Source organism: Kineobactrum salinum, from assembly GCF_010669285.1.
GTDB classification, from domain to species: domain Bacteria; phylum Pseudomonadota; class Gammaproteobacteria; order Pseudomonadales; family Halieaceae; genus Kineobactrum; species Kineobactrum salinum.
This window is the reverse complement of the sequence record NZ_CP048711.1, coordinates 678,822-704,230: the sequence shown is the minus strand read 5'-3', so window position 1 is coordinate 704,230 and position 25,409 is coordinate 678,822. Positions and strand designations below refer to the sequence as shown.

General features: G+C 62.4%; 20 protein-coding genes and 1 pseudogene. 11 read left to right on the top strand and 10 right to left on the bottom strand.

All coding sequences use genetic code 11. The features are described from left to right. Positions 1–49: 49 nt before the first annotated feature. The 6 genes from G3T16_RS03115 to G3T16_RS03090 are packed head-to-tail and all read left to right on the top strand — an operon-like array spanning position 50 to position 10,853. Positions 50–2,278, top strand: coding sequence for a TonB-dependent receptor (locus tag G3T16_RS03115; protein WP_163493788.1), 2,229 nt, complete (start codon positions 50–52; stop codon positions 2,276–2,278). A 9-nt stretch (positions 2,279–2,287) separates the two neighbouring features. Continuing rightward, positions 2,288–4,678, top strand: a complete 2,391-nt coding sequence (locus G3T16_RS03110) for a S9 family peptidase (protein ID WP_163493787.1) — start codon at positions 2,288–2,290, stop codon at positions 4,676–4,678. Beyond that, positions 4,675–6,078 (top strand): amidohydrolase family protein, encoded by a 1,404-nt coding sequence (locus G3T16_RS03105; protein ID WP_163493786.1) that lies wholly within the window; start codon positions 4,675–4,677, stop codon positions 6,076–6,078. Before G3T16_RS03110 ends, G3T16_RS03105 begins: the two co-directional genes overlap by 4 nt. A gap of 17 nt (positions 6,079–6,095) precedes the next feature. Then, a complete protein-coding gene (locus G3T16_RS03100; protein WP_163493785.1) occupies positions 6,096–8,054 on the top strand; it encodes a serine hydrolase domain-containing protein in 1,959 nt (652 codons plus the stop codon). A gap of 4 nt (positions 8,055–8,058) precedes the next feature. After that, entirely contained in the window at positions 8,059–9,252 is a 1,194-nt protein-coding gene (locus G3T16_RS03095) for a DUF819 family protein (RefSeq protein ID WP_163493784.1), read from the top strand. A 17-nt stretch (positions 9,253–9,269) separates the two neighbouring features. After that, positions 9,270–10,853 carry a serine hydrolase gene (locus G3T16_RS03090; RefSeq protein ID WP_163493783.1) on the top strand — a complete coding sequence of 528 codons (1,584 nt, stop codon included), beginning with the start codon at positions 9,270–9,272 and terminating at the stop codon, positions 10,851–10,853. 24 nt (positions 10,854–10,877) lie between these two features. On the opposite strand, the gene G3T16_RS03085 is transcribed toward G3T16_RS03090, so the two are convergent. Then, positions 10,878–12,257, bottom strand: coding sequence for a pyridoxal phosphate-dependent decarboxylase family protein (locus G3T16_RS03085; RefSeq protein WP_163493782.1), 1,380 nt, complete (start codon positions 12,255–12,257; stop codon positions 10,878–10,880). Positions 12,258–12,352: 95 nt separating this feature from the next. Here G3T16_RS03085 and G3T16_RS21600 point away from each other — a divergent pair. After that, positions 12,353–13,672 (top strand): annotated as a pseudogene (locus G3T16_RS21600) (aminotransferase-like domain-containing protein); the annotation flags it as partial. On the opposite strand, the gene G3T16_RS03075 reads toward G3T16_RS21600, so the two are convergent. Beyond that, the gene (locus G3T16_RS03075) at positions 13,647–15,428 is read right to left on the bottom strand and encodes a methyl-accepting chemotaxis protein (RefSeq protein WP_163493780.1); all 1,782 of its coding nucleotides are present in this window, start codon (positions 15,426–15,428) and stop codon (positions 13,647–13,649) included. The pseudogene G3T16_RS21600 and the gene G3T16_RS03075 sit on opposite strands and share 26 nt — an antisense overlap. A gap of 620 nt (positions 15,429–16,048) precedes the next feature. Here G3T16_RS03075 and G3T16_RS03070 point away from each other — a divergent pair. From G3T16_RS03070 to G3T16_RS03060, 3 genes are all read left to right on the top strand, one after another. Next, complete coding sequence (locus G3T16_RS03070) at positions 16,049–16,744, top strand: YceI family protein (RefSeq protein WP_163493779.1); 696 nt, start codon at positions 16,049–16,051, stop codon at positions 16,742–16,744. A gap of 39 nt (positions 16,745–16,783) precedes the next feature. Next, a complete protein-coding gene (locus G3T16_RS03065; RefSeq protein WP_232059245.1) occupies positions 16,784–16,978 on the top strand; it encodes a putative RNA methyltransferase in 195 nt (64 codons plus the stop codon). A 377-nt stretch (positions 16,979–17,355) separates the two neighbouring features. Beyond that, a complete protein-coding gene (locus tag G3T16_RS03060; protein ID WP_163493778.1) occupies positions 17,356–18,051 on the top strand; it encodes an aspartate/glutamate racemase family protein in 696 nt (231 codons plus the stop codon). 69 nt (positions 18,052–18,120) lie between these two features. On the opposite strand, the gene G3T16_RS03055 is transcribed toward G3T16_RS03060, so the two are convergent. The 8 genes from G3T16_RS03055 to G3T16_RS03025 are packed head-to-tail and all read right to left on the bottom strand — an operon-like array spanning position 18,121 to position 24,474. Then, positions 18,121–18,600 (bottom strand): aromatic-ring-hydroxylating dioxygenase subunit beta, encoded by a 480-nt coding sequence (locus G3T16_RS03055; RefSeq protein ID WP_163493777.1) that lies wholly within the window; start codon positions 18,598–18,600, stop codon positions 18,121–18,123. Then, the gene (locus G3T16_RS03050; protein WP_163493776.1) at positions 18,597–19,919 is read right to left on the bottom strand and encodes an aromatic ring-hydroxylating oxygenase subunit alpha; all 1,323 of its coding nucleotides are present in this window, start codon (positions 19,917–19,919) and stop codon (positions 18,597–18,599) included. Before G3T16_RS03050 ends, G3T16_RS03055 begins: the two co-directional genes overlap by 4 nt. A gap of 22 nt (positions 19,920–19,941) precedes the next feature. After that, positions 19,942–20,676 carry an SDR family oxidoreductase gene (locus tag G3T16_RS03045; protein ID WP_163493775.1) on the bottom strand — a complete coding sequence of 245 codons (735 nt, stop codon included), beginning with the start codon at positions 20,674–20,676 and terminating at the stop codon, positions 19,942–19,944. A gap of 1 nt (position 20,677) precedes the next feature. After that, positions 20,678–21,247: a Zn-ribbon domain-containing OB-fold protein gene (locus tag G3T16_RS03040; RefSeq protein ID WP_232059244.1), complete on the bottom strand. Its 570-nt coding sequence runs from the start codon at positions 21,245–21,247 to the stop codon at positions 20,678–20,680. Continuing rightward, on the bottom strand, positions 21,244–22,428 hold the full coding sequence (locus G3T16_RS03035; RefSeq protein ID WP_163493774.1) for a thiolase family protein: 1,185 nt from the start codon (positions 22,426–22,428) through the stop codon (positions 21,244–21,246). The genes G3T16_RS03040 and G3T16_RS03035 overlap by 4 nt, the downstream gene beginning before the upstream one ends. Then, positions 22,425–23,204, bottom strand: coding sequence for an AMP-binding enzyme (locus tag G3T16_RS22345; RefSeq protein ID WP_332102853.1), 780 nt, complete (start codon positions 23,202–23,204; stop codon positions 22,425–22,427). The genes G3T16_RS03035 and G3T16_RS22345 overlap by 4 nt, the downstream gene beginning before the upstream one ends. Beyond that, the gene (locus G3T16_RS03030) at positions 23,129–24,046 is read right to left on the bottom strand and encodes an AMP-binding protein (protein WP_269473260.1); all 918 of its coding nucleotides are present in this window, start codon (positions 24,044–24,046) and stop codon (positions 23,129–23,131) included. The genes G3T16_RS22345 and G3T16_RS03030 overlap by 76 nt, the downstream gene beginning before the upstream one ends. A gap of 35 nt (positions 24,047–24,081) precedes the next feature. After that, complete coding sequence (locus tag G3T16_RS03025; RefSeq protein ID WP_163493773.1) at positions 24,082–24,474, bottom strand: RidA family protein; 393 nt, start codon at positions 24,472–24,474, stop codon at positions 24,082–24,084. 139 nt (positions 24,475–24,613) lie between these two features. On the opposite strand from G3T16_RS03025, the gene G3T16_RS03020 reads away from it, so the two are divergent. After that, positions 24,614–25,405, top strand: coding sequence for a cyclase family protein (locus G3T16_RS03020; RefSeq protein ID WP_163493772.1), 792 nt, complete (start codon positions 24,614–24,616; stop codon positions 25,403–25,405). Positions 25,406–25,409: the final 4 nt, after the last annotated feature.

Here is a 25,409-nt window from a genome sequence, read left to right as displayed (position 1 = left end):
TCTTTACCCCTGGCAAGCACACAATAACTGCTTAACAGAGGGAAAATCCGTGGACAGAAAATCATCAGCAAAAGCGAGCAGGCGCGCGCGGCAGCGGGCGGGACTGGTTGGCGTCGCCGCTGTCTGGGCACTCGCCGGCAGCGCGTTGGCGGCGACCGACGACAGCGACGCAGCGCTGCAGGGACCGCGTCTGGAGGAGGTCATCGTCACGGCCAGCAAGCGGCAGGAATCACTGCAGGATGTTAGTGCCAGCATATCGGCCTTCACCCACGCCGACATCAAAAGGTTGGGACTGGACAATTTCGAGGACTTCGCCCGCCGTGTGCCCGGTGTGACGCTCAACCAGGCCGTGAAGAACCGGTCGGTGTTCAATATACGCGGCGTTACCACCTCGCTGTTTGGCGGCAACACCCAGGATCCGGTATCGGTATACATCAATGAAACGCCGGTGACTGATACCTTTGGCGCCATTGTCCAGCCCGATCTGCGCCTGTTCGATGTGGAGCGAATTGAAGTCCTCCGGGGACCCCAGGGGACCCTGTTTGGCTCCGGCTCGCTGGGCGGCACGGTACGCATTCTGACCCGGCAGCCTGACCCATCGGCGCCGGCGGCCGAGGGGCGCATCGATACCGGCGTAACTGACGGTGGCCACTGGCGCCAGCGCTACGATGGTATGGTCAATGTGCCATTGCTGGAAAATACCCTGGCCCTGCGCCTGGTAGGCTACCATCGGGACGAGGAGGGCTGGGTCAAGAACGTTAGCCGTGGCAGTCGCAACAGTACCGAGGACTGGGGCGGGCGCGCGGCTCTATTATGGCGCCCCGGCGAGGCCTTCTACGCCAAGCTGGAGGTGATTCACCAGGACAGCGACCCCGAGGACGGCGATGCCTTCAACCCTGACCTGGGCAAGTTCAGGAAGGCGTCTACAATTTCCGAGGCCAGACCCTCGACGCTCACCAACTACAGCCTGACCATGGAATACGAATTTCCGGGCTTCGCCACCCTGCTGTCCGCTACCAGTTTTCAACAGTCGGATACCGCCAGCTATGCGGATCTCGGCGACTTTCTGGGCCTGGGTGCGAGCGGCTTCAATGTCAGTGATCCCTGGGAATCGGAGTTCATCACCCAGGAATTGAGGCTGGTGTCCAATACTGATTCTGCGCTGGAATGGCTGGTGGGCAGCTTCTTCATCGACCGCACCACCGATGCCGCTTTCCTGGTGCAGGCACCGGGTTTGTCGGAGGCCTTTGGTGGTCTGATTCCCACCGATGATCTGTTCCAGTCCGACATTGAAACCACTTCCCGTGAGCTGGCTGCCTTTGCCGATGTCGGCTACCGGTTTTCCCCGCAGTGGAAGGTGCAGGCCGGTATTCGCGTCTTCGATACCGAGGTCAGTTACTCCGAACCGGATCGGAACACACTCAACTTCGCCACCTTTGCCGTCGACAATACTGCCTTTCGCAATACCGGTACTGATAGTGACTACACCTGGCGTGCAGGTATTTCCTATGAACCCGGCGACGACATGATGTTGTATGCCAATATTAGCCGTGGGTATCGCATCGGCCAGGTCAACCCCAACAAGGGGCCCAGCTTGACCGACCCCGACGACCTGGTGATTCCCGAAGCCTACGACCCGGACTCCAGCATCAACTATGAGCTCGGCGCCAAGACCACCTGGCTGCAAGGGCGGCTGATTGCCAATCTGGCGCTCTATTACATCGACTGGACCGATATCCAGGTCAACGGCGCCCGCGTTTCCGATATGCAAACCTTCATCGCCAACGCCGGTGATGCCCGCTCCCAGGGGCTCGAGATTGAGCTGAGCGCCATGCCGCTGGAAGGGCTGGACCTGAACCTGGCGTTGACATTCCAGGATGCCAAGATGACCGGCGTCGCCGACGATATTATCGTCGCCGCCACCGACGGCGAGACCCTGCCCGGGTCAGTGGACTTCAAGATGTCCGGCGGTATCCAGTACAGCTGGGCGGCCTTTGGCGACAAGCAGATGTATGCCCGCGCCGATGTGCAGTACGTCGGTTCCTCGCCCAACGATTTCGGGATGAACGGTGGCAATCCTTTTTTCGCCATGAACGAGTCTTATGAAAACGTTGGCGCCGCGCTGGGCCTGGTGGCCAAGCGCTGGAACCTCACTTTGTACGGCGAGAATCTGAGCAATAACGACAGCTTCATCCTGACCAATGGCGGAGGCACTCCCAATTACGTCAACAGTTTGCGACCGTTGACAGTGGGTGTTCGCCTCGGCTTCAGCTACTAAGGAGAAGACATGTCGGGACGATCAGCACTACTGGGCGTCGCCTTTGCGATATTGACGGCGCCGCTGGCAGGCACTGCGGCACCAGACATGGCAGCCGCCTATGCCCGGGCCGAGCGCTACCTGCCTGGCAATATCGCGGCTGCCGTGCACAACAATGACCTGCAACACCACTGGCTGCCTGACAGTGACCGCCTGTGGTACCGGCGTACCGACGAGCACGGCTCGCGCTTTGTGATCGCTGATCCGGCGACGGGCAGTATAGATCCCGCCTTTGATCACCAGCGGATGGCGCAGGTTCTGGCCGCAAAGCTGGAGCGGACCGTGTCTGCTCACGAGCTGCCGGTGCAGAGTCTGGTATTCCGGCCCGGGGAGTCCATGCCGCTGGTGGTGGTCGAGAACTCACTGTTGAGTTGCGACCTGGCGCATTCGCACTGCGAAGCCGTAGGACCGGTGCCGCCGCCGCAGGACCGGCAACCAGGCCTGCCGACGCCTGACGGTGGTTCGGTGCTATTCCTGCGAGACTTCAACATCTGGCAACGCGACCTGGCAACGGGCGAGGAGCGGGCGCTGACCACGAACGGGGATGCGGCCCATCCCTATGGCCGCCATCCGCAATCGAGCACCTTCCACGTTACGCTGCAACGCATGGGCATCAGCCTGCCATTGGTCGGGTTGTTCTCACCTGACGGTAGCCGCTTCCTGAGTTATCGCCTGAACCAGGCTGCGGTGGGTTCCCTGCAACTGTTGCAGAGTGTGCCCGAAGACGACAGCCGGCGCCCCCGGGTGTACAACTATCGCTATCCTTTTCCGGGAGAGGACAAGCCCATGGCCGAGCTGGTGATTCTGGATCTGGCGGGGGGCGAGACGATACCAGTACAGCACCCGGCGATCGAGTCCGCCTACGCCGATCCGATAAACGCCCAATCGGTGTTTTGGGGGCCGGAGGGCAAGACCCTGTATGTACTCGATAATCGCGACTACAAGCGCACTCTGACGCTGTCGGTGGTCGATGTGGACAATGGTTCCAGCCGCCTGCTGATCTCAGAGGACAGCGAAGTCTATAATCTGCCCTACGCCATTGTGGGCCAGGCGCCCCAGGTGCGAGTGTTGACCACTGGCGACGTGATCTGGAGCTCGGAGCGCAGTGGCTGGCGACACCTGTACCGCTACGACCGCAACGGCAACTTCCGCAATGCGATTACTTCCGGAAACTGGATGGTCCGGGATGTAGTGCATGTGGACGAGGCCGCTGGCCTGTTGTATTTCACCGCCAGCGGTCACGGGGAGTTCAGTGATCCCTACTACCGTGCCCTCTACCGGGTGCGGCTGGATGGCAGCGGCCTGGAGTTGCTGACCCCGGAGGACGCGGATCACCAGCTCCGGGTGGCGGCGCCTCCTGCTGCGCGACTGCTGCTGCCTTCCGCACCGGGCCCCGAGGGCTCAGGCTTCGCTCCCAGCGGCAATTATTTCGTGGATAGCTATGCGCGGCCCGACATGCCGACGGTCACCGTGCTGCGGAACCGGGATGGCCGGGTAGTGCTGGAGCTGGAAACCGCCCAACTGGCCACCTTCGACGGCCCGCCTCCGGTATTGCCAGAGCCGTTCGAGGCACTGGCCGCCGACGGCGAAACCCTGCTCTACGGTACCCTGTTCAAACCGGCGAATTTCGATCCGCAGCGGTCCTATCCCGTGATCGACTCCATATACCCCGGTCCCCAGATCAACCGTGTCAGCAAGCGCTTCCTGGATGATCCGATGCAGGCCCAGGCACTGGCCGAGCTCGGCTTCGTTGTGGTCACCGTCGATGGCCGCGGTACACCCCTGCGGGGCCGCGCATTCCGCGATCTGTCCTACGGCAACCTCGGTACTGCCGGTTCGCTGCAGGATCATGTGGCGGTGATCCGCAGCCTCGCCGCCAACCGCTCCTACATGGACCTGGAACGGATCGGTATCTATGGCACGTCCGGCGGTGGTTTTGCCACGGTGCGGGCGCTGTTCGATTACCCGGACTTCTATCGGGTGGGGGTGGCCTCGGCGGGTAATCATGACCACCGCATCTACCTCTCCCTGTGGGGCGAAACCTATCAGGGACCGTACGATGCCGAGGCCTATGCCGAAGCCAGTTCCTATCACAATGCCGCCGACTTCCGTGGCCGGCTGCTGCTCGCCCACGGCGACATGGACGACAACGTGCATCCGGCTCACACCCTGCGGGTGGTGGACGCGCTGATCCGGCACAACAAGGACTTCGATCTGCTGCTGATGCCCAATGTCAACCACGGCATCATGGGTAACCCCTATTTCACCCGGCGCCTGTGGGACTACTTCGTGACCCACCTGCTGGGAGCCACACCTCCGCCCGGATACCGGGTCGGTGCCGGCAATGAGGAACGGCTATGAAGGCGGCTCGCTATCCGATTGTGTTGTTGGCGCTGCTTTTGGTGGCGACTATTGCCAATGCGCGCTCCGCTCCCAACGATCGTGAAAGCTGGTATCGACAGGGCAGTGCTACCAGTGACGATGTCCAGCGGGTCCCGGTTCCTCCCGGCCACAATGCCCCTGACACTGTTCTGGTGCTTGAGGGAGGCCGCATCTTCGATGGCACCGGTGCGCCCGCCCGACCCGCCACGGTAGTGGTGGAGGGCAAGACCATCGCCGCTATCCTGGCGCCAGGTGAAAGGAACTGGCCGGCCTCCGCCAGGTATATTGATGCCTCCGGATTGACTGTATTGCCAGGGCTGATTGATCTCCACACGCACCTGAGCTACGTGCAACAGTTCGGCCTGCCGGCTCCCCTTTCGGCGGAGAGTGTGGCCGACGCTACCCTGCGCGGGCTGCAGCGGATGCATCATTTCCTGCTGTCGGGGATAACCAGTGTGCGGGACCTGGCGTCCCACGGGGAGGTGCCCTTCGTGCTCAAGCGGTGGCAAGCCGATGGCCGGATAGCCGGGCCGCGAGTGTTTCCCGCAGGCCAGTTGATCACCGGACGGGGTGGGCACGGCACCGAAGGATTCGGCTTGCGCAGCTACCCTGAACACGCGCAGGCCCCGGTGTGGGAAGCGAGCGGACCTGATGAATGGCGCGACGCAGTGCGCGCCCAGTTCAAGCGCGGCGCTGACGTCATCAAGCTGGGCAGCCACTATTCGCAGGCGGAGATCACTGCGGCTGTGGCCGAGGCCCACGCCCTCGGTCTGCCAGTGACAGTCGATGCGGAAACACAATATATCGACATGGCGATCGCCGCCGGTGTCGACGTCATCGAACACCCGCTGCCGCGCAGCGATGCCGCCCTGAACGCCATGGCACAGCAGGACATCGCCGCGGTACCCACACTGGTGCCCTACCAGTACATCATTCGTCACAGTGGCGGCTATTACGGCTCCACCTCCCGCCGATTTAGCTTGACTGAGGACAGCATCCTCGACATGACGCGCGCGATGAAACGGGCCGGCATCCGCATCGGGGTCGGTACCGACCTGATTGTGGACTGGTCCAGTTACCTGCCCACGGCCTACATCGAGGAACTGGACAATCTGGTGCAGGCCGGGTTCACCGTGGCCGAGGCGCTACAGGCAGCGACCCGGATCAGCGCCGATATCCTGCACATGGGCGACCGGCTGGGCACGCTCGAGGTGGGCAAGCTGGCGGATATTGTGTTGGTGGCGGGTGAGCCCGACCGGCAATTGCGGGATCTCGCCGCGGTGCATGCGGTCATTGTCAATGGCCGTCTGCTGGTGACTGACGGCCGTCTGCGCAGTGAGCCTCTGCAGCCCGCACTACCACCCCAACCTTCTCCCTGACCATGAGGAATGCATTCGTGAAAATACCTGAGCTGCGGTTGACAGGCCTCGCCTGCTGGCTGCTTCTGCTGCTGTCGTTGCCTGTCACTGCAAGCGACTCACTCGTCCACCAGAACCTGCCGGCAGCGCCACAGCCACTTGACCCTGTGCCGCTGGATGACAGCGGGGAATTGGCGGCCTTCCTCGATGGCGCCATGGGTGCGCAGCTGCAGTCTCTGGATATTGCCGGTGGCGCAGTGGTGGTGGTGCAAAATGGCGAGATTCTGCAGGCCCGGGGCTACGGCCACGCGGACCTGGAGCAGGGTGTGCCTGTCGATCCGGCCACAACGCTGTTCAAGCCGGGCTCGGTATCCAAGCTGATCACGTGGACGGCAGTGATGCAGCTGGTGGAGCAGGGCCGCCTGGAGCTGGACGTTGATGTCAATCGCTACCTGACGGCATTGCAGCTGCCTGAGACCTTTGCCGAGCCCGTCACGCTGCGCAATCTGATGACCCATTCCGCCGGGTTCGAGGATGGCTGGGCCGGGTTTCTGATTCGCCGCACGGAGACCGACCTGCAGCCGCTGGCACAGTCGCTGGCGGCGCACCGGCCGACGCGGGTGCGGGCACCGGCCCGTAATTTTGCCGACGGCAGTGGAGTCGCTTACTCCAACTGGGGCACGGCGCTGGCCGGCCTGATTGTGGCGGAGGTCAGTGGCCAGTCCTTCGACGACTACGTGGAGCAGCACATCTTTGCGCCCCTGGGCATGGATAACAGCAGTTTCCGGGAACCGTTGCCAGCCGCCCTGCGGGCCCGGCTGGCCCGGGGCCACCGCGATGGTGGCAGCGGCATGGAAGCGCAGCCTGAAGAGTTCCTGGCTAATGTGGCGCCGGCGGGCGCGCTCTCCAGCACCGCTATCGACATGGCCAAATTCATGCTCGCCCACCTGCAGCAGGGGGAATATCGCGGACAACGCATTCTGCAGCCTGCGACAGCGGCTCTCATGCACAGCCGGACCCTGAGCCCGGACCCCCACCTGAACGGCATCGCGCTGGGTTTTTATGAAACCTGGATCAATGGCCGCCGTACCATCGGTCACGGCGGCTCCACGTTGAATTTCATGAGCGAGCTGATGCTGGTGCCCGAGGCCGGCGTGGGGCTGTTTGTGACTTTCAATTCACCGCCGGGCGGCCGCGCGCATGCCGCCCTGAAGCACGCGTTCATGGATCGTTATTTCCCAGCCGTCCTGCCGTCGGTCGCCAGTATCGAAGGCTTCGAGGAGCGGGCAGGAGATTACGCTGGCGCCTATCGCGGCCTGCGCCGTTCCTACACCACCCTGGAAAAACTCTACAGTGCCTTTGGCGACATCAAAGTACAGGTGATGCCGGATCGCAGTTTGCTGGTAGCGGGTTTGATGGGGGACAGCAAGCGCTGGCTGGAGATCAGTCCCGGCGTTTTCCGGGAACGCCATGGTGACGAGATGATCGCGTTTCAACGTGATCCCCGGGAGCAGGTTACGGCACTGCTGGGGCCCTTTGCCGCCACCCCTGCGGTCCGGATTGCATTCTGGGAAACCGGCAGTTTTCACATGGCTCTGCTCGGTCTCTGTCTGCTGCTGTTCCTGTCCATGCTGATCGGCACTTGCTGCGGCCGTCCGGCAGCCTTTCCGCTCCCGCCGCGTTACCGGCTGGGGCGCCAGATACTGGCCGGCGCCAGCGGTGTGGCTGTGGTATTTCTGCTGGCCGTGGGGGTGCTGGTGGGTCTGGGTGAAAGCGCCATGCTTGACGGGCCGCCGGGCTGGTTCCGGGTGGCCCTGGGTCTGCCCCTGCTGCTTGTGCCGCTGACGCTGGTGGCCCTGTGGCTGCTGACTCAGGCCTGGCGCGAGGGCTGGGGGAGTGTCCGCAGTCGCCTGCACCACAGCCTGGTGGCCGCGGCGCTGGCGCTGTGCCTGTGGTCCCTGCATTACTGGAACCTGCTTGGCTTCCATTTGGGGTGAGTACATGACCACGTTGATCCCAGCCGGCTCTGCTCTGATCGGACCGGACCAGTACTTTGCCCAGGTAGCAGTCCTCGGCTGCCTGATCGCCCTGGGTCTGCTGGTAGGCCGAACCCGTGCCGGCCAGTATCTCACCGGCGTGTCGGTGGTCATGCTGGGCGGGGTTGCGGTATCCAATACAGGCCTGGTCCCGTTTCAGGCGCCGCTGTGGGACGGCATCATGGTCTATCTGGTGCCGCTGGCCATTCCTCTGTTGCTGTTCAAGGCGGACCTGCGCCGGGTGCTGACAGAGGCTGGGCCAGTGACCTTGCTGTTTCTTCTGGGCGCGCTGTTCTCGGTGCTCGGAGCGCTGCTGGCCGCTGCGTTGCTGGATGCCGGCCCCGAGGAAGGCAAGGTGCTGGGCACCTTCGCCGCCACCTATATCGGCGGCAGCATGAACCTGGTGGCGGTATCCAATGCTCTGGGCTTCACCGACCTGGGTACGGTGTCCGGCGCCCTGGCCGCTGACAACATCATCGGCACCACCTACCTGGTATCCATTTCCATCCTGTCGGGGCTGAAAGTCTTTGCCGTGAGTGGTGCCAGTACCGACATGGATGTGGCATCCCCGATCGTGCACGCGCCGTTGGCACCGGGCGGGGACGTTGCCGACACAACCATGATCAGTCATCTTGCGATTGCGCTCGGAGCCAGTGCATTGATCTGCGCGCTGGCGGTGGCCATTGCCGGCAGGCTGGGCGTACCCGGTTACTCGGTGTTGCTGATCACCCTGCTGGCGGTGGGAGCCGCCAACCTGTTGCCGCGCCAGCTCAAGTCTCTGCGGGGCGAATTCGAGCTCGGCACCCTGTTCATGTACGTGTTCTTCGCGGTCATAGGCATCTCGACGGATATTGGCATCCTGCTGCAGCACTCGCTGGTGCTGGCAGGCTTTGCCGCAGTCACTATTGTGGTGCATCTGGCGCTGTTGTTGCCAGTTGCGCGGTTGCTCGGATATAGCCTGGCGGATACCCTGATCGCCTCCAATGCCTGTATCGCCGGTCCTGCCACCGCAGCCGCCATGGCGGCCAGCCGCGGCTGGACCCACCTCGTCGTGCCCGCGGTGATGGTCGGCGTGCTGGGTTATGTGATAGCCAACTTCATCGGCGTCTCGCTGGCGCGCTTGTATCAGGCAGGCCTGCTGGACGTGTTTCTCAAATAGACAAAGTGAGTAATGTCATGGCTTGTTTCGAAACCAGACTGCGCAGGCAAGCCCTGTATCCCGCCGGCAGGGGCGGTGCCGCGGGAATAGCGCGCGTGGTAGCGCACCCCCGCGTAGGGTACTGGCAGGGGCTCAGAGTGATGCTGCTGGCCGTGTGCCTGAGCTCCGGTCTGGCATCCGCAGGGGAGGGCGACGCCAGCCAGTTCAACCTCGCCGGACAGCTCGAGAGGCTCACGACACGGGTTCATATTGCCGGGGAGGAGCCGACGACCGCAACTCTTGCTGAACGCATGGCGACCTACAGGGTGCCCGGAGTGTCGATTGCACTGCTCGAAGACGGGGCAGTGGTAGAGACCCTGGTAGTCGGGCACCGCGATCGCGCCCAGCGATTGCCGGTAACCCCCGAGACTCTGTTCCAGGCCGGAAGCATCTCCAAGGCTGTGGCTGTGGCGGGCCTGCTGCAACAGGTCGAGACACGTGGGCTGGATCTGGATGCCCCGGTCAATACCCTGCTTGAACGCTGGCAGGTACCGGCCCATGAATGGCAACAGCAGGAAGCGGTTACCCTGCGCCGTCTGGCGAGCCATAGTGCCGGTACAACAGTGCCGGGCTTTCAGGGCTATGCCGCGGGTGCCGCGGTACCGAGCCTGCTCCAGGTCCTTGAGGGTGTCGCGCCGGCCAATTCCGCACCGGTGGTGGTCGAGCAGCAACCGGGGCAGGGCTATCGCTACTCGGGAGGAGGTACCACCATTATCCAGCTGTTGCTGGAAGACGTCAGCGATGAACCTTTTGCCGCACTGCTGCAATCGCAGGTTCTGGCGCCTGCCGGCATGTCCCGCAGCAGCTTCGAACAGCCCCTGCCCGGATCCCTTCTTGCCAATGCTGCGCTGCCCTATCGTGCCGATGGCAAGGCGGTGCCCGGCGGCCCCCATATTTACCCGGAACAAGCTGCCGCCGGGCTCTGGACAACGGCTACGGATCTGCTGCGATTCGCAGCGGAAATACAACAGGCACTGAAGGGTGAGTCGGACCGGATCCTGTCTCCGAGAATGGCCGCGGCAGCGGTTGCGCGACAGCCTGGCGGGCTGGGCCTGGGTTTCTTTCTTGCACCTGCGCAGGGCACCGTCACCAGTTTCAGTCACGGTGGTGCCAACGCCGGCTACCGTGCCCACCTGTTTGCAAGCATTGCCGAAGGTGATGGCATAGCCATCATGACCAACAGCGACAGCGGACGCCAGCTCATCGGCGAAATCATGCAGGCGGTGGCGCCCCACTTTGGCTGGCAGGGCTTCGAGCCGGTGGTGCGCGTCCGGGCGTCGCTGGACAGTGCTCAGCTGGAACGGCTGGTGGGTGATTACCACAGCAGCAGACCAGTGGAGTCGACCGTGCAGGTGCGGCGCAGCGGTGACCACTTGCTGTTGACTGTCCCCGATTTTCTTCAGGAGGCAGCATTCCTGCCTGAGAGTGCCCTGTCATTCTTTTCTTTCGAAAACATTTCGCTGACTTTCGAGACCGACGAAACGGACAGAATCATCGGCCTCGTGCTCGCCGGCATTCACGCCGAGAGAATGGCACCAGAGGCGAATCGTTCCGTCCCCTGAAGTCAATTCGCAAATACATCTGTATCACTCCCGCATGGCAGCTTTCAGCACATCGCAGATAATTTCCATGTCGGCCTGAGTGGTCCGCCAGTTGCTGAAGGCGGCACGTATGCCGCTGCTGCCTTGCCAGAAGCCTGGTGTCATGAATACCTTGCCGCTGGCATTGATGCGCCGCAGCGTCCGGCCTACTTCCGCGTCATCCACCCGCGGTTTGAATATCACCACATTCAGTTTGCAGGGGGCCAGTAGTTGATAGTCGGGTGATGCCTCGATCCAGTCGGCCAGGTGGGCCGCTTGATGGCAGTTCTGCGCCACCAGATCCCGATAGCCCTTGCGCCCGTAGGCCTTCAGGGTCATCCAGACCGGCAGTGCCCTGAAGCGGCGGGAGTTTTCTATCCCCCAGTCCATCAGCGCCTGCGTGTCAACCCCGGTAGCGAGATAGGGGGCGGCAACGGAGCAGGTTTGCTGCAGCAGTTGAGTGTGCCGCGTAAAGAAAATGCCACAATCGTAGGGGACATTGAGCCATTTGTGCGCGTCACTGGTGATGGAGTCGGCCAGCTCTATGCCCTCGCTGAGGTGGCGATACTCTGGCAGCAGGCGCGAAAACAGACCAAAAGCACCATCCACGTGCAACCAGGCATGGTGCTGTCGGCACAGTGCCGCGATCGCTTGCAGATCATCGAAGTCGGTGCCGGTGACCGTGCCGGCGCTCGCCAGAACGATCTTGCCGGGACAGCTGCTGGCCTCCAGCGCCGCCCGGAGTGAGGCGACATCCATTGCTTCCGTCCCGGGCAGACAATCGATTTGGGTAAGCCGGTCCCGGCCCAGGCCAGCCAGGCTCAGGGATTTGATGGAGCTGGCATGGGCCGTAGCGGAAAAGACCGCTATCTGTGTCTGCGCAAGCCCCGAAGCTGCGATATCGATATTCTGTTGCAGTCCGGCGAACTGGCGGCCGCAGAGTATGCCCAGCAGGTTGGACGCCGTTGCGCCAGTGGTCAGCAGGCCTTCGAAATGCTCCGGCAGAACGAACAGTGCTCGCAACCAGCGCATTACCTGCAATTCGACCGCAGTGCTGATGGAATCGCCGGGTGAGGAGACATTCTGATCTGTCGCGGCCACCAGCCAATCGGCCAGCATGGCCGCTGGCGTGGTACCGCCAGTAACAAAGCCCAGATAGCGCGGGCCGGCCGATGCGCTCAGGAAAGGGGCGATGGTGCGGACAAATTGATCAAAGGCTGCCGCTGCGCCAGCGCCATTGTCTTCAAGGGTATCGGCTGCCAGCGCAGGATCACCCGGCACGGCAACGCCGCGATCCGGCAGTGTCTGGACGAATGCCTGGCACCACTGGGAAAGACGCGCGGTGAGTTGATCCAGTTGTTGCAAATCTTCAGTCAGTCGAGTCATGTGTGCCCTGCTGAACAAATGGGTTGACGCTGATCAGTATCCTCGGTAGAAAAAAAGAGTACAGATCCAATTTTTGATACAAAAAAGGACACAATATGGCATTTCGTTACCGGGAACTCGCCGATGCACTGATACAGGAGATAGAGTCCGGTGGGCTGCAGCAGGGGCACAGGTTGCCCTCTATCCGGGCCATGAGCCAGCAACGTGGTGTCAGTATCACGACTGTAAAGCGTTGTTATGAGTCGCTTGAGGCGCAGGGATATTTGCTGAGCCGTGCGCAATCGGGTTTTTACGTCCGCGACCGCCAGTTGACACTGCTGCAGCCCGAGTTTCCGGTGTTTGATCCCTCCAGTCGGCAGATTGACAACCTGTCAATCATTGCCGAGATCCATCAGTCAGCCATCAATGCGCATCGTGTACAGTTGGGTACGATACAACTCGCGCCCTCGCTGCTGCCGGTCCAGGCTCTGCAGCGCAGCCTGGTCCGCGCCAACCGCCGTGCCCAGGGAAGAGCGCTGGCCTACAGCCAGGCTGCCGGGGAGCCGGTGTTGCTGCAGGCGTTGCAGGCGCACTTCCAGCAAGATGGGATCACCTGTGCGTTGCAGGACCTGGTCGTCACCAACGGCTGCATGGAGGCGCTGAGCCTTGCCGTCGATGCCGTGACCCGACCCGGCGATACCCTTGCGCTGCCGTCGCCCTGTTACAGCGGTCAGCTGCAGCTGCTGGCCAGCATGGGGCGACGTGTGTCGGAAATACCCTCGACATCCCGCGGCTTTGACCTGGACAGGCTGGAGCAATTGATGGCGGATCAAGCAGTCAGTGCCTGCCTGGTCGCTACCTCCTACCAGAATCCGCTGGGATATTGCCTTGATGCCGCGGATAAACAGCGGCTGGCAGAGATGGCCTTGCGCTACCGTTGTCCGGTCATTGAGGATGACGTGTTTGGGGAGTGCGGGCATACGCGGCAAAGGCCTCTGCCGGTCAAATCCTGGAGCCGGGATGGTTGGGTGATCTGGTGTGGCTCGGTGTCCAAGACACTGGCGCCGGGGTATCGTATCGGCTGGTGCTCCAGCGGGCGCTTTCACCCTCAGGTCAGGCTGGCGATGCTGGCCCGGGGCCTGTCGGTGAACACACCTTTGCAACTGGCGCTGGCGGATTTCATGCTCAGTGGGGAGTACCGCCGTCATCTCAATCGATTGCGGTTGCAGCTTGCGGCCCAGGTCAACAGTTTGTGTGACAGCCTCAGACACCATCTGGATGAGCACTGCAGGCTGGCGAAACCGGACGGTGGCTATGCTGTCTGGGTACAGCTGCCCGAACACTGCCAGGGTCTGCAGGTGTATCAGGCTATGAAGGCGCAGGGAATCAATCTGGTGCCGGGAGAAGTGTTCAGCGCGCGTAATCTCTACTCGAATGCGGTACGCCTGAATGCCGGCAATCCCTGGAATGCTGAACTGGAACGGGCTGTGGCGACACTTGCCGAGTCAGTTCGAACGCTTGCCCCGGACGCCTGCTCACCGGCGGGGTCAGGCCGGCGTTAGCGCTTATCGAGGGAGCGGAAGGCGCTGATGCTGAGGCTGCGTAATGCTGTCTCCCGGGGTGCCGTGGCGCCTTCTTGTCACGGCGTGTGCGAAACACCTTCACAGATTCGGTCAGCACTTCGGCGCGCTGTTGCAGCGCAGTGGCTGATCCCGCCAGCTCTTCCACCATGGTCGCGTTCTGCTGCGTGATGCCGTCCAGGTGCGTCACGGCTTCGTTGATCTGCGAGATGCCACCGAGCTGTTCCTGTGCGCCCCGACTCATGTCCTGCACCAGCCCGGCGACCTCGGAGACCTGCGATGCTACCGAATCGATCGATCGCGCGACGTTCTCCGATTCCGCGACACCGGCATCCACCCTGGCGCGCGATGCATCGATGAGGGTGCGAATTTCCTGTGCGGCATCGGTCGTGCGATGGGCAAGCGCCCGTACCTCAGTAGCGACCACTGCGAAGCCCCGGCCCTGCTCCCCCGCGCGGGCAGCCTCGACAGCTGCATTGAGGGCGAGGATATTGGTCTGCAGGGAAATGCTGTCGATTACCTGGGTGATGTCGGCAATACGTGACGACGATTCGCTGATTGAGCGCATGGTCTGCGTTACCTTATTCACTGCACGTGCATTGTCGCCGACTGCCGTGGCGGTGCGACCGGCGAGTTCCGCTGCCTGTATCGAGACATCGGTGCCGCTACGGACGGTCGCGGTAATCTGTTCCATCGAGGAGGCGGTCTGCTCCAGGCTGCTGGCCTGGGTTTCCGTACGTGCCGCCAGTTCGCCGTTGCCAGCGGCGATTTCGCCGACCGTGTGATGGATCTCCATGGCTTCATGGCGCGCGTCGCCGACGACGGACTGCAGGTTGACGTTCAGCTGATTCAGCGCGGTGGCCAGCATGCCCACAGTGTCATGACTGCGTGAGGCCAGTTGCTGGGTCAGGTCACCGGCGGCCATGCGGTCGGCGAACAGCAGCAGTTCCCGCAGCGGACCGTGGATGCGGCTCTGCAGGCACAGGAATACCGCGACCCCCAGCCCGGCAGCGAACAGTGCGCCCGTCCAGGAGCTTTCCCACAGTTTGCCCAGGCCATAGGCAGAAAGTGCCAGTGCCACCGGCAACAACACCAGCCGATTCGCAGCCAGGACCTGCCAGCTGCGCTGCAGGAGACCGATCCAGCCCGTCCGTTCCAACTGCCCCCGATGCAGGCGAACTGCCGGCGGCAAGCCCCTCAACTCGCGTTGTCGCATGACGCGGTAAGCGCTGTCCGCAGCGTTCACTTCATGGCGTGTTGGGCAAGTGCGCACCGACATATAACCGATGGCATGACCTTCTTCCATCAGCGGGGTCACATTGGCCTTGACCCAATAGTGGTCGCCGGACTTGCGCCGGTTCTTGACCATGGCGGACCAGGGTTTGCCACCGCGAATGGACGCCCACATGTCGCGAAACGCCTCCTGCGGCATATCCGGATGCCGGATCATGTTGTGTGGCTGCCCCAGCAGTTCGCTGCGGCCAAAGCCGCTGACTTCAACGAAAGCCGGATTACAGTACAGGATCCGACCCTTCAGGTCGGTCGTGGAAACGAGTGTCTGCCCCTGGGGAAAGAGGAATTCCCGGTGTGTTACCGGGCCGTTGTCGCGCATTGTGTGTGCTCCAGCTGGGTATCGCAGAATCTTGCGGAGCACAATGCACCGCCGGCTATGTACAGCCACCAGGATTCTGCGTTTGTATATCGGCGCCTGGGCGGGGTACTTTAGGATTAAGTACAGAAAAAAGCAGAACATTCTCCGGCCAGGCTCAGATCCCCTGATCGACCTCAGCTATGGTCGAAGTGAGCGCAACTAAACTCTGCAGAACTGATGCTCTTCTACTGTTGATAGGATGCTCAGGGTGAAACATAATGGTATCTACCTTTCGATAGGTAACGACGGAGTCGTCTTCCAGAATCCCGGAATGCAAGGCTCCTGGCAGTTCAGGCGCTCGCGCTTGTCTTTCTGGTTACCTTCACAACTCGCGCCGGCGTGCAGGGAGAAGCCGTTGGCGCGGCCACCCGTTCCAGCAGAGGTAACGCAGGGGAAAGGGAGATGATCACCCATTGGCGCAGTCGCACATCGGGAAAGACCTCATCGGCCAACAGGGCGGCCGTCTCAGTCATCCGCCATATTTGATGCATCCCGCGACCCGGATGGAGCAAATATGATTGATAGCGTGAACTGACAACGACCGGGAAAGAATAGGCCGCGTCACGCGAGCAATCCTGCAAATGAAAAAACTGGATATTGAAAAAATCAAAAATGCCTGGGGTCATTCTATGAGAACATACTGTCTTATCGCTGTTACCATGCTGTGTATTACTCTGCCGGTCCAGGCACAGGGCGAGACCGACCTTCCTCCGGGAACCTACACGTTAGATAAGAGTCATGCGAGTCTGGTGTTCCATGTAAGCCATCTGGGCTTTACGAACTACACCATGACCTTCGACTCATTTGACGCCACGCTTGCGCTTGATCCGGCGCAGTTGGAAAAGGCATCCTTACGAGCGACGATCAATCCTGCATCCCTTGATCTTCCGAGCCCACCGGAAGGCTTTACGGATACCATCTTGAATGATGAAAATTGGCTGAACGCTAAAGTGTTTCCCGAGATCATTTTCATATCCCGCCAGGTGGAGATGACCGGCGAGAAGACCGCCAATGTCCATGGTGATCTGGAGCTCTTAGGTGTCAGGAAACCTGTCATTCTTGAGACCGTCTTCAACGGAGGTTACAAAGGGCATCCCATGGACCCGAATGCCCGGATCGGATTTTCAGCAACCGGCACATTCAAACGGTCTGATTTCGGGATGGCATACGGTCTTCCAGAACCAGGCACGACTATGGGCGTAGGTGATGAAATCCATGTCGTGATAGAAGCCGAGTTCACCGGTCCTCCTCTGCAGGAGCCCGACCTCTCCCGTTAGACGTTCAGTAGTATAGGCAGTGTCAATGATCACTCAGCCATGACGATTACCGCATTTCAGGCGCTGGCTTGCCCCATGGACGGCAGTCCACTGCAGTGCATTGAATCAACCTGGCGCTGCGGTGCCGGTCACAGCTACGATATCGCGCGCCAGGGGTACGTCAACCTGCTGCCGGTGCAGCACAAGCGTTCCCGCGACCCCGGTGCCAGCGGGTTTCCGGCCGCTGTCGATTGAATCCCTGACGTTTGAACTGCAGCTGAGTAACGCCCGGGCAATCGCCGATCTGTTGACGATGACTCCGCACCTGCACCGCGCCAGTGCGGAGGGCCGGCAGCGAGCCCTGGCGCTGACCAGCTTGGAGCTGACCGCGGATGTACGGCTCACCCGCCTCGGCCGCGAGGGCCGCTCTCGCGGGACTCGGTCTGCCCCGGAAAGCCTGCTAGAATCACCCCAATCTCGAACCCAACAAGGCAGTTCCTCCTTATGACCGATGTCATTGCCGTCCCCCTGTGCTTCGGCGAGGTCCGGTAGTTGAAGGCGGTGAACGAGAAGCTGTGGGTGATGGAGGGCAGCCTGCAGGGTAGCTGAATTTAATGAATGTGCAGTCAAAGATGAAAACCATTGGCCTGATCGGCGGGATGAGCTGGGAATCGACGCAGACCTATTACCGGCTGATCAACCAGAAAGTCAGAGATGAAGTCGGTGGGTTTCACTCTGCAAAACTTGTGCTGTACAGCGTGGACTTTGCGGAAATTGAGACGCTGCAGCACCAGGGTGAATGGGAGGCAACGGCGGAAATTCTTGCCTCGGCTGGCCGGATGGTCGAGGCCGCAGGTGCGGAGTGTGTGGTTTTGTGTACGAACACCATGCACAAGGTCGCACCTCAAATTGAGCAGGCAGTGAGCATCCCGTTTCTTCATATCGCAGACGCAACTGCCAGGGCACTCCAGGCGGACGGAGTTAGCTGTGTGGGGCTGCTTGGCACGAAGTTTACGATGGAGCAGCCGTTCTATTGCGAGCGCCTCGAGGATCAAGGGATCCAGGTTATTGTGCCAGACGAGCCCCAGCGAGAGTTGATCCACTCAGTGATTTACAACGAATTGTGCAAAGGTACAGTCAAGTCGGATTCAAAAGCGGCTTATCTGGAGGTGGTGGCATCATTGGCTCACCGTGGCGCTTGCGGAGTAATTTTGGGGTGCACTGAGATCGGCCTTTTGATCCAGGGGGCGGACACAGCTGTGAACCTCTATGACACTACAGAAATACATGCAGAGCAGGCGGTTCAGTTCGCCTTGGGCGGGGTTTAACCCGAGACTGCGGTTCGGACGGTTTTCCAATGTGTCGTCAAGGAAAGCGGCCCGAGCCGCTAAACTATTCTACAAATAGACAATCAACGACTTCTGCGGCGCATCGGGGTTGATCAGGTTCACCCGCTTGTGGCGGATCTGGAAGCTCTCGCCTTGTGGGGCCAGGTGGTGTTCGCAGGTGCCGGCGAACACGCGTTGTTCATCGCGGTACCACAGCACCACATGAAAGTTGGAGGTGACCCGCAGGTCGCCGACGTCGGTTTCGCCCTGTAGCTGGATATTGCCGAGCAGGTGGGAGCAGCGCACGGCCGGGTCTTTGGAGGCGGCGCGGGGGTGGACGAAGTTGCGGCGGCGGATCTCCATCATGACCCGGTCGTCGTAGATATGGGAGATATGGTTCAGCGGGTCGGGCTGGTTCTCGGCTGCCGGCATCCAGTAGGTGCCGTCCTCGGTGTAGAGCTGCATCCAGCTGTCCAGATCGGGCTGGTCCAGCAGGGAGGCCTCGCGGTAGAGGAACTGTTCAATGGCCTTGATATCGGTGTTGTTCATTGGAAGATCTCCCCGGTCATGTACTCGCGCCAGGCCTTGTACTGGGTGCGCATATCGAGGTCGCCGGTGCCGCCGCCGACCACCCGGTCCTCCAGTTGCTGGTCGCGGCCGTACTGGCGGTGGTACTCCACCCAGTCGCTGGCGTTGGACTCCAGGCCCTCCTGGGCGCGGCGGTAGACCTCCAGGTCATCCGGCCCCACCATGCTGGCGGAGGAGTTGATCAGGCGCGAGTAGAGCAGAGTGCGCTGCAGCATTTCGTCGGGCGCGCCCTTGAGCCGGAAGGACCAGGTTTCCACCACGAACCGGTTTACAGACAGCGGCCGCACCACCCGGATGTTCTGCACTGCGCTCTTGATGGTCAGGGAGGGGTAGTACAGCGTGTTGTGGGTGTTGAAGGAGTAGATTTCGCGCGTGCGCTCCTCGCCATAGGCCTTGACCATGGCCTCGTGGTAGGCGGGTAGCACGCTGTAGTCGGCGTGGATGCTGCTCTTGCCGCCGTCGTAGTGGTGGCCGTAGCGGAAGCCGGTGATGCCGGTATTCTCGAAGTTCTCGTAGGAGGAGCCGAAGGGCAGGATGATCTCCGCCTCGCTGCGCTTTTTGCCGGCGGATTCCGGCAGGGAGGCGATGTAGTCCTCGGCCGCCTGAACCACGGACTGATGCACGACCATTGGGTGCATGGTGTCGTTCAGGTTTTCCAGGATGAACTTCCAGTTGCAGTCGTGCTCGTAGCGCAGTACGCCGCCGGCGACTTCCACCTCGCCCTCGGGTGCCCGGTCGCAGAGGTTGTCCAGGCAGTCCACCGCGCCGCCCAGCCAGGTCTTCAGATCCGGCGCCTCGGGCGACAGGGTGGCGAACACAAAACCGCGGTAGCTCTCTACCTGGGCCAGCTTCTGCATGTTGTTGCAGGGGGAGTTGAGATCGAAGCCAGTGCCCTCGTAGCCGGATTCGTTGGGTATCTTCAACAGGCTGCCGTCGTGGCGGTAGCTCCAGCCGTGGTAGGCACAGCGAAAGGCGCCGCGCACGTTGCCTTCGCGTTTTTCCACCAGCTTGGCGCCCTTGTGGGCGCAGCGGTTGTGCAGCACGTGTACGGCGCCACTCTTGTCGCGCACCATGACCACCGGGATCTTGTGAGTGATGTTGGTGGTGAAGAAGTCGCCGGTCTGTGGTACCTGGGACTCGTGGCCTATGAAAATCCAGGCCTGGCCCCAGATGCGTTCCATCTCCAGCTCGAAGATGTCCGGATCCAGGTACAGGCGCTTGTGCAGCCGGGCGGGTTCCACCAGGCTGGCTATCTCGGAGTTGCTGATGGACTGTGCCATGGTCGGCCTCCTTGGGGTAGCGTTACAGTGACAGCGAGCCGAGGCTGGCGCCGCCGCAGACCATCAGGGTCTGGCCGGTGATAAAGCCGCTGTCGGCGTGGTTGAAAAAACAGACTGCACGTGCGACATCCGCGGGCAGTCCCAGGCGCTTCACCGGAATGCTCTGGGCCATGCTCTCCAGTTTGGGGCTGTCCTCGGGCACCACGTTGTGGAACATCTCGGTGGCGGCGATGGGGCCGGGCGCCACGGTATTGACGGTAATGCCAAACTCCCCCAGCTCCAGCGCCCAGGTGCGGGCCATGCCCATCATGCCGGACTTGGTCGCGGAGTAGCTGGTGCGGGTCTGCAGCCCCAGCGCGGCGCGGGAGGTGATCAATATGATGCGGCCAAAGCCGCGCTGTTTCATTGTGGGCAGGAAGGCCTGGCTGAGCGTGATCGCGGCGCCGATGTGCACCTGGGTCAGGTAGTCCAGGTCGTCCAGTTGCACGTCCGGCAACAGGTTGGGGCGGATCAGGCCGGCGTTGTGAATCAGCCCGGTGACCTGGAAGTCTGCGGCGACCCGGGCCGCCGCGGCCGCGGTGGCGGCGCGGTCGCTGAGATCCAGCTCGATATTGTGCAGTCGCGGGTGGTCCAGCTCCAGCGCGCGGCGCGCCAGGTTGATCACCTCATGGCCTTCCTCGAGCAGCTGTTCGCAGATGGCGGCGCCGATGCCGGTGCTGCCGCCGGTGACGACGATGGTCTGGTGCTGCTGACTCATATCAGATTCCTTCCGGTTTGTGGGCGGGCTCCAGCAGGCCCAGCGCGGCCGCCAGCTCCCGGCGCTGGGCCGGGGTGGCAATGGCGGTGCCGGCGCTGACCGCGATGAGTACCGAGTTCAGGGAGCAATCGGTATGGGTGAATACCTGTACTGCGGCGCCGGCGGGCACTGCCGCTGCGCTGGCTGCGCCGAAGCTGGCCAGGGCCAGGTGCGCAAACACGGTGGCACCACAATCCAGCCGCACCGTGGCCACTGGCCAGGGTGCCTCCGTGATTCTGCGCTTGAAGTACTCCCACAGACTATGATGCAGATCAAGTGCATTGATGATGTGGCCGGCGGTGTCGGCCTCGCGCCAGACCAGGCCGTCCGCCAGGCAGTGCTGGCATAGTTCCCGCGGCGGATACTGCACGCGCGCGCAGCTGCGGCAGTGTTGCAGTGCCAGCGCGCAGCCGAGGTTGGCCGCGGTAAACGCGGCGCCCAGGGGGCTGCGTTGTTTCGGCGGCCGCGCATTCCTGCGCAGCGAGGGCCGGTTGTGCTTCAGGCGATGTTGCATGGTGGGTGTGGTGGTCACTGGCCGGCCCTCCCCAGGATCGCGGCCGCGGAACACAGGCCGCGATCGTAGTTGATCATGCCAAAACCGCTGACCATGGCGTGCCGGGCCTCCGGCACCTGATTGCGGCCGGCGCGGTCGGTCAGCTGGCGGATGGTTTCGACGATGCCCATGTAACCGGCGGCGGAGCCGGCCTGGCCCACTGACAATTGGCCGCCGGAGGTATTGTGGGCCAGCTTGCGGGACTGGGGGCCGCTGCCATCGAAACGCAGGTCGGTGTCGCGCAGCCATTGCGCTGCCTCGCCCTTGGCGCAGAAGCCCAGGTCTTCCATCTGCAGCATGCTGATGACCGGGTAGTCATCGTAGGTCTGCAGGATGTCGATCGCCGCCGGTTCCAGTCCGGCGTTGCTGTAGAGCTGGTCGGCGTATTCGGTCCAGCCGCCGCGGAACTGGATCTCGTCCTCGGGGTGGGCGTTGTGCAGTTCGCCTGCGGCCCGGATCACGCAGTAGGGCAGGCCCAGTTCGCGTGCGCGCTGCTCGCTCATCATCAGGAAGCCTTCGCCGCCGGCGCAGGGCATCACGCAGTCGAACAGGTGCAGCGGGCCGGCGATGGGGCGCGAGGCCAGGTACTGTTCCAGCGACAGGCTCTTGTGCCCCAGCAGTGCGGCCGGGTAGTGGTTGGCGTTGTAGCGCTGGGCCACGGGGATCAGGCCCAGGTCCTCGCGGCGGGCGCCGTAGCGTTCCATATAGTTTTGGGTGATCAGGCCGAAGGCGGTATTGGGGCCGCCGCCACCGTAGGGAAAGGACGCGTCCACGGTAAAGCTGCTGAATTCGGCGGCGGTGCGCTCGAAGCCGCGGTGGGCGGCACCGTCACCGCCGATGCAGGCGATGATGTCGGCGTCGCCGGCCTGGATGGCGCGGGCCGCGCGCCGCAGGGCCACCAGGCCGGCGGCACCCCCGTAGGGCAGCTGGTCGATCCAGCGCGGGCTGAGCTGGAAGTTCTGGGTCAGCGTGATGGCGGAATCCAGGCCCAGCGAGAAGCTGGACACGGCCAGGCCGTCGACCGCGGCCTTGTCGATGCCGGCCTGCAGCAGCATTTCCCGCAGCGTACTGCCGATGAACCAGGCGGCGCCGTGGGGGCTCTGCTTGGCGTAGCCGAAGCTGACCGGGGCCGTGAGGGCGATGCCGCTGTAATCCCTCATGCCGCGGGCCGCCGTTTCTTCAGGGACCGGGTGTCGAGGCAGTCGCCGGCCTCCACCCGCTGCCGGGCCAGCGCCTTGATATCGGCCCGGCGCGGTTTGTTGGAGGCCGTGACCGGCAGCGTGTCGCAGAACAGCAGGTAGCCGGGGGCCTTGTAGTAGGCCAACTGCTGCAGGCAGTGCTCCACCAGCTCGTGGCTCAGGGCCTGGTCTGCCGGTATCTGCGGTGCCACAATCACACAGGCGGCAACCTCGTCGCCGCGCAGCTCATCGGGCACCGCGGTGACCACCACCGTGGTTACCGCGGGATGGGACACGATCGCGGCCTCCACCTCGAGTGCCGAGATGTTTTCACCGGAGCGCCGGATCACATTCTTGCGCCGGTCAACGAAATGCAGGCTGCCGTCCGGTCCTTCGCGCACCACGTCTCCGGTGTTGAGCCAACCGTCCTGCCAGACTTCCTCGGTGGCTTCGGGGTTTTTCAGGTAGCCGCTGAAAAAGCCGCGGCGGGGATCGGCACCGGCGGCGCGTACCCGCAATTCGCCATCCTCGCCCCGGGCCACGGGTTGCCGGTTTTCGTCGACCAGCTGGTATTCCAGCGTCGCCGGCGGTTTACCGAAGCAGCAGCTGCCTACATGGCGCGGCTCGTGATTGGCGATGATACTGCCGCCCACGCCCGACTCCGTCATTGCCCAGGCCTCGATCAGCGGAAAGCCGAAGCGCTGTTCGAACACGGCGTGATGTTTGGGGTTGACGCCGGCGCCGAAGCCAAAGCGCACCCGCCCGCGGCAGTCATCGTATTCCCCGGGGGCAGTTCCAGCAGCATGGCCGGCAGTACGCCAAGGTAATGCACGATGGTGGCGCCGCTGGCATGGACCGTGGACCACCATTCACGGGGGTGAAAGCGGTCCAGCTGGATCAGGCAGCCGGCGCTCATGATCATCGCCATGCTGGAGACCGCCATGGCGTTCATGTGGGTCAGCGGCAGCGGCGTCAGCAGACGCTCCTCGCCGTCGCGCAGCTGCGTCAGGCCGCCCAGGCCCAGGTACCACTCGCCGGCGAAGGTGAAATATTCATTGCTCAGGATACAACCCTTGGGCTTGCCGGTACTGCCGGAGGTGTAGAGCAGGGCGCACTCGGTAGTGGCGCTCGGCTGCAGGCCATCGCGCCGGGTGGGCGCCGGGGGCAGGGTGTCCAATTGTTGACAGTCCACCAGGGGTACGAGGGCTTGCAAAGAATTGCATATAGGCTGTAGCTGCGCCAGTGCTTCTGGAATGGCGACCAGCAGACAGGCCTCACCGTGCTCCAGGTAGTAGGCTATCTCCTCATCCTGCATCTCCCGGCTGACCGGAATAACGCTGCAGCCCAGGCTGTTCAGCGCCAGCCAGTGGATGAAGAAGTCGGCACGGTTTTCCAGCACCAGGGCGACCCGCTGGGGGCTGCCATAGCCGCGGGCGCTATAGCTGGCGGCGCACTGGTCGATGCGCTGCAACGCCTGGGCGTAACTCAGGTCTACCGCGGTGGCGCTGTAGCTTTTTGCGGCGCTGGCGGGAATATGCAGGAAGGCGTTGTCAGCGGCCCGCCGTGCGGTTGTCGCGAAAGTCTGGTAGACGCTTGCCATGCAAAGCCCCTTGTCTGTATGCGGGTTTGACGATATTATTTGACGGCGGTCACTTCAATCTCTACCAGCGCTTCATCTTCTATCAGGGCCGAGACCTCCACCACGCTCATGGTGGGGAAGTTCTTGCCCATCACTTCGCGGTAGGCGGCGCCAATCTCGCGCTGCTGGTTCATATACGCCTGTTTGTCCGTGATATACCAGGTCATCCGCACCATATGCTCAGGGCCAGCCCCGGCGGTAGTCAAAACGGCCCTGATGTTCAGCAGCGCCTGCCTGACCTGGCCGGCGAAGTCGTCGGTTTCGAAAACGCCCTCCGGGGTCCAGCCGATCTGGCCGCCGATATACAGGGTTTCACTGCCTCTGGTGAGAACGCCATTGGCGTAACCGCGTGGCCTCGGCCACCCTTCCGGGAGTATTGTTGTGTTCATAATATGCTCCAAGCCTTTTTGCTGTAAGAGGTGGATTATATTTTAAGCCTAAAATATAATCCAGTGACAATGGGCGCATTGGGCGACTATTCTGGTATTCTGTATTCTGGCATCCAATCCTGAACAGGGGAGATCAAGCATGACTGCAACAGCACTGGAAGAACTGGCAGCGGGCCTGGCGCTGGGCCGTATTCGCGTAGTGGACCTGACGGCGACGCTGTCGCCGGAGACAGCCACGCTGCCCCTGCCCACCGAGTTTGGCTGGGGGCAGTCCTGGCCTTTCAGCATGGAAACCATTTCCCGCTACGATGACAAGGGACCGGCCTGGTACTGGAACAACCTGAAGTGCGGGGAGCACACCGGCACTCACTTCGACGCACCCATCCACTGGGTTACCGGCAAGGATTATGACAACCACGCCACCGACACCCTACCGCCCGAGCGCTTTGTGGCGCCGGCGGTGGTGATCGACGCGGTCGCTGAGGTGAAAGCCAATCCCGACTTCCTGATGAGTGTGGAATTCATCAAGCAGTGGGAGGCCGAGCATGGCCAGATCCCGGCCGGTGCCTGGGTCCTGTACCGCAGTGACTGGTCCAAGAAAATCGGCAGCGACGAGTTCCTCAACAAGCAGGGAGACGGCTGCCATACGCCCGGCTGGGATTCCGCCACGGTGACTTTCCTGGCGGAGGAGCGCGACGTGATTGGCGTGGGTGTGGAGACTGTCGGTACGGATAGCGGCCAGGCGGGGGCCCAGGAGCCGATATTTCCGTGCCACAACCTGATGCACGGGGCCAACAAGTGTGGCCTGGCGAGTCTTTGCAACCTGGATCAACTGCCCCCTACGGGGGCCATCCTGATTGCGGCGCCGCTGAAGATCAAGGACGGTTCCGGCAGCCCGGCACGGGTGCTGGCGCTGGTTCCGCAGGGCTGATTCG

Bases quoted from the DNA above. Each gene is read 5' to 3' on its own strand.
- G3T16_RS03110 (WP_163493787.1), top strand. From the start codon at position 2,288: ATGTCGGGACGATCAGCACTACTGGGCGTCGCCTTTGCGATATTGACG.
- G3T16_RS03105 (WP_163493786.1), top strand. From the start codon at position 4,675: ATGAAGGCGGCTCGCTATCCGATTGTGTTGTTGGCGCTGCTTTTGGTG.
- G3T16_RS03095 (WP_163493784.1), top strand. From the start codon at position 8,059: ATGACCACGTTGATCCCAGCCGGCTCTGCTCTGATCGGACCGGACCAG.
- G3T16_RS03090 (WP_163493783.1), top strand. From the start codon at position 9,270: ATGGCTTGTTTCGAAACCAGACTGCGCAGGCAAGCCCTGTATCCCGCC.
- G3T16_RS03085 (WP_163493782.1), bottom strand. From the start codon at position 12,257: ATGACTCGACTGACTGAAGATTTGCAACAACTGGATCAACTCACCGCG.
- G3T16_RS03075 (WP_163493780.1), bottom strand. From the start codon at position 15,428: ATGCGCGACAACGGCCCGGTAACACACCGGGAATTCCTCTTTCCCCAG.
- G3T16_RS03070 (WP_163493779.1), top strand. From the start codon at position 16,049: ATGAAAAAACTGGATATTGAAAAAATCAAAAATGCCTGGGGTCATTCT.
- G3T16_RS03065 (WP_232059245.1), top strand. From the start codon at position 16,784: ATGACGATTACCGCATTTCAGGCGCTGGCTTGCCCCATGGACGGCAGT.
- G3T16_RS03060 (WP_163493778.1), top strand. From the start codon at position 17,356: ATGAAAACCATTGGCCTGATCGGCGGGATGAGCTGGGAATCGACGCAG.
- G3T16_RS03055 (WP_163493777.1), bottom strand. From the start codon at position 18,600: ATGAACAACACCGATATCAAGGCCATTGAACAGTTCCTCTACCGCGAG.
- G3T16_RS03050 (WP_163493776.1), bottom strand. From the start codon at position 19,919: ATGGCACAGTCCATCAGCAACTCCGAGATAGCCAGCCTGGTGGAACCC.
- G3T16_RS03045 (WP_163493775.1), bottom strand. From the start codon at position 20,676: ATGAGTCAGCAGCACCAGACCATCGTCGTCACCGGCGGCAGCACCGGC.
- G3T16_RS03035 (WP_163493774.1), bottom strand. From the start codon at position 22,428: ATGAGGGATTACAGCGGCATCGCCCTCACGGCCCCGGTCAGCTTCGGC.
- G3T16_RS03030 (WP_269473260.1), bottom strand. From the start codon at position 24,046: ATGGCAAGCGTCTACCAGACTTTCGCGACAACCGCACGGCGGGCCGCT.
- G3T16_RS03025 (WP_163493773.1), bottom strand. From the start codon at position 24,474: ATGAACACAACAATACTCCCGGAAGGGTGGCCGAGGCCACGCGGTTAC.
- G3T16_RS03020 (WP_163493772.1), top strand. From the start codon at position 24,614: ATGACTGCAACAGCACTGGAAGAACTGGCAGCGGGCCTGGCGCTGGGC.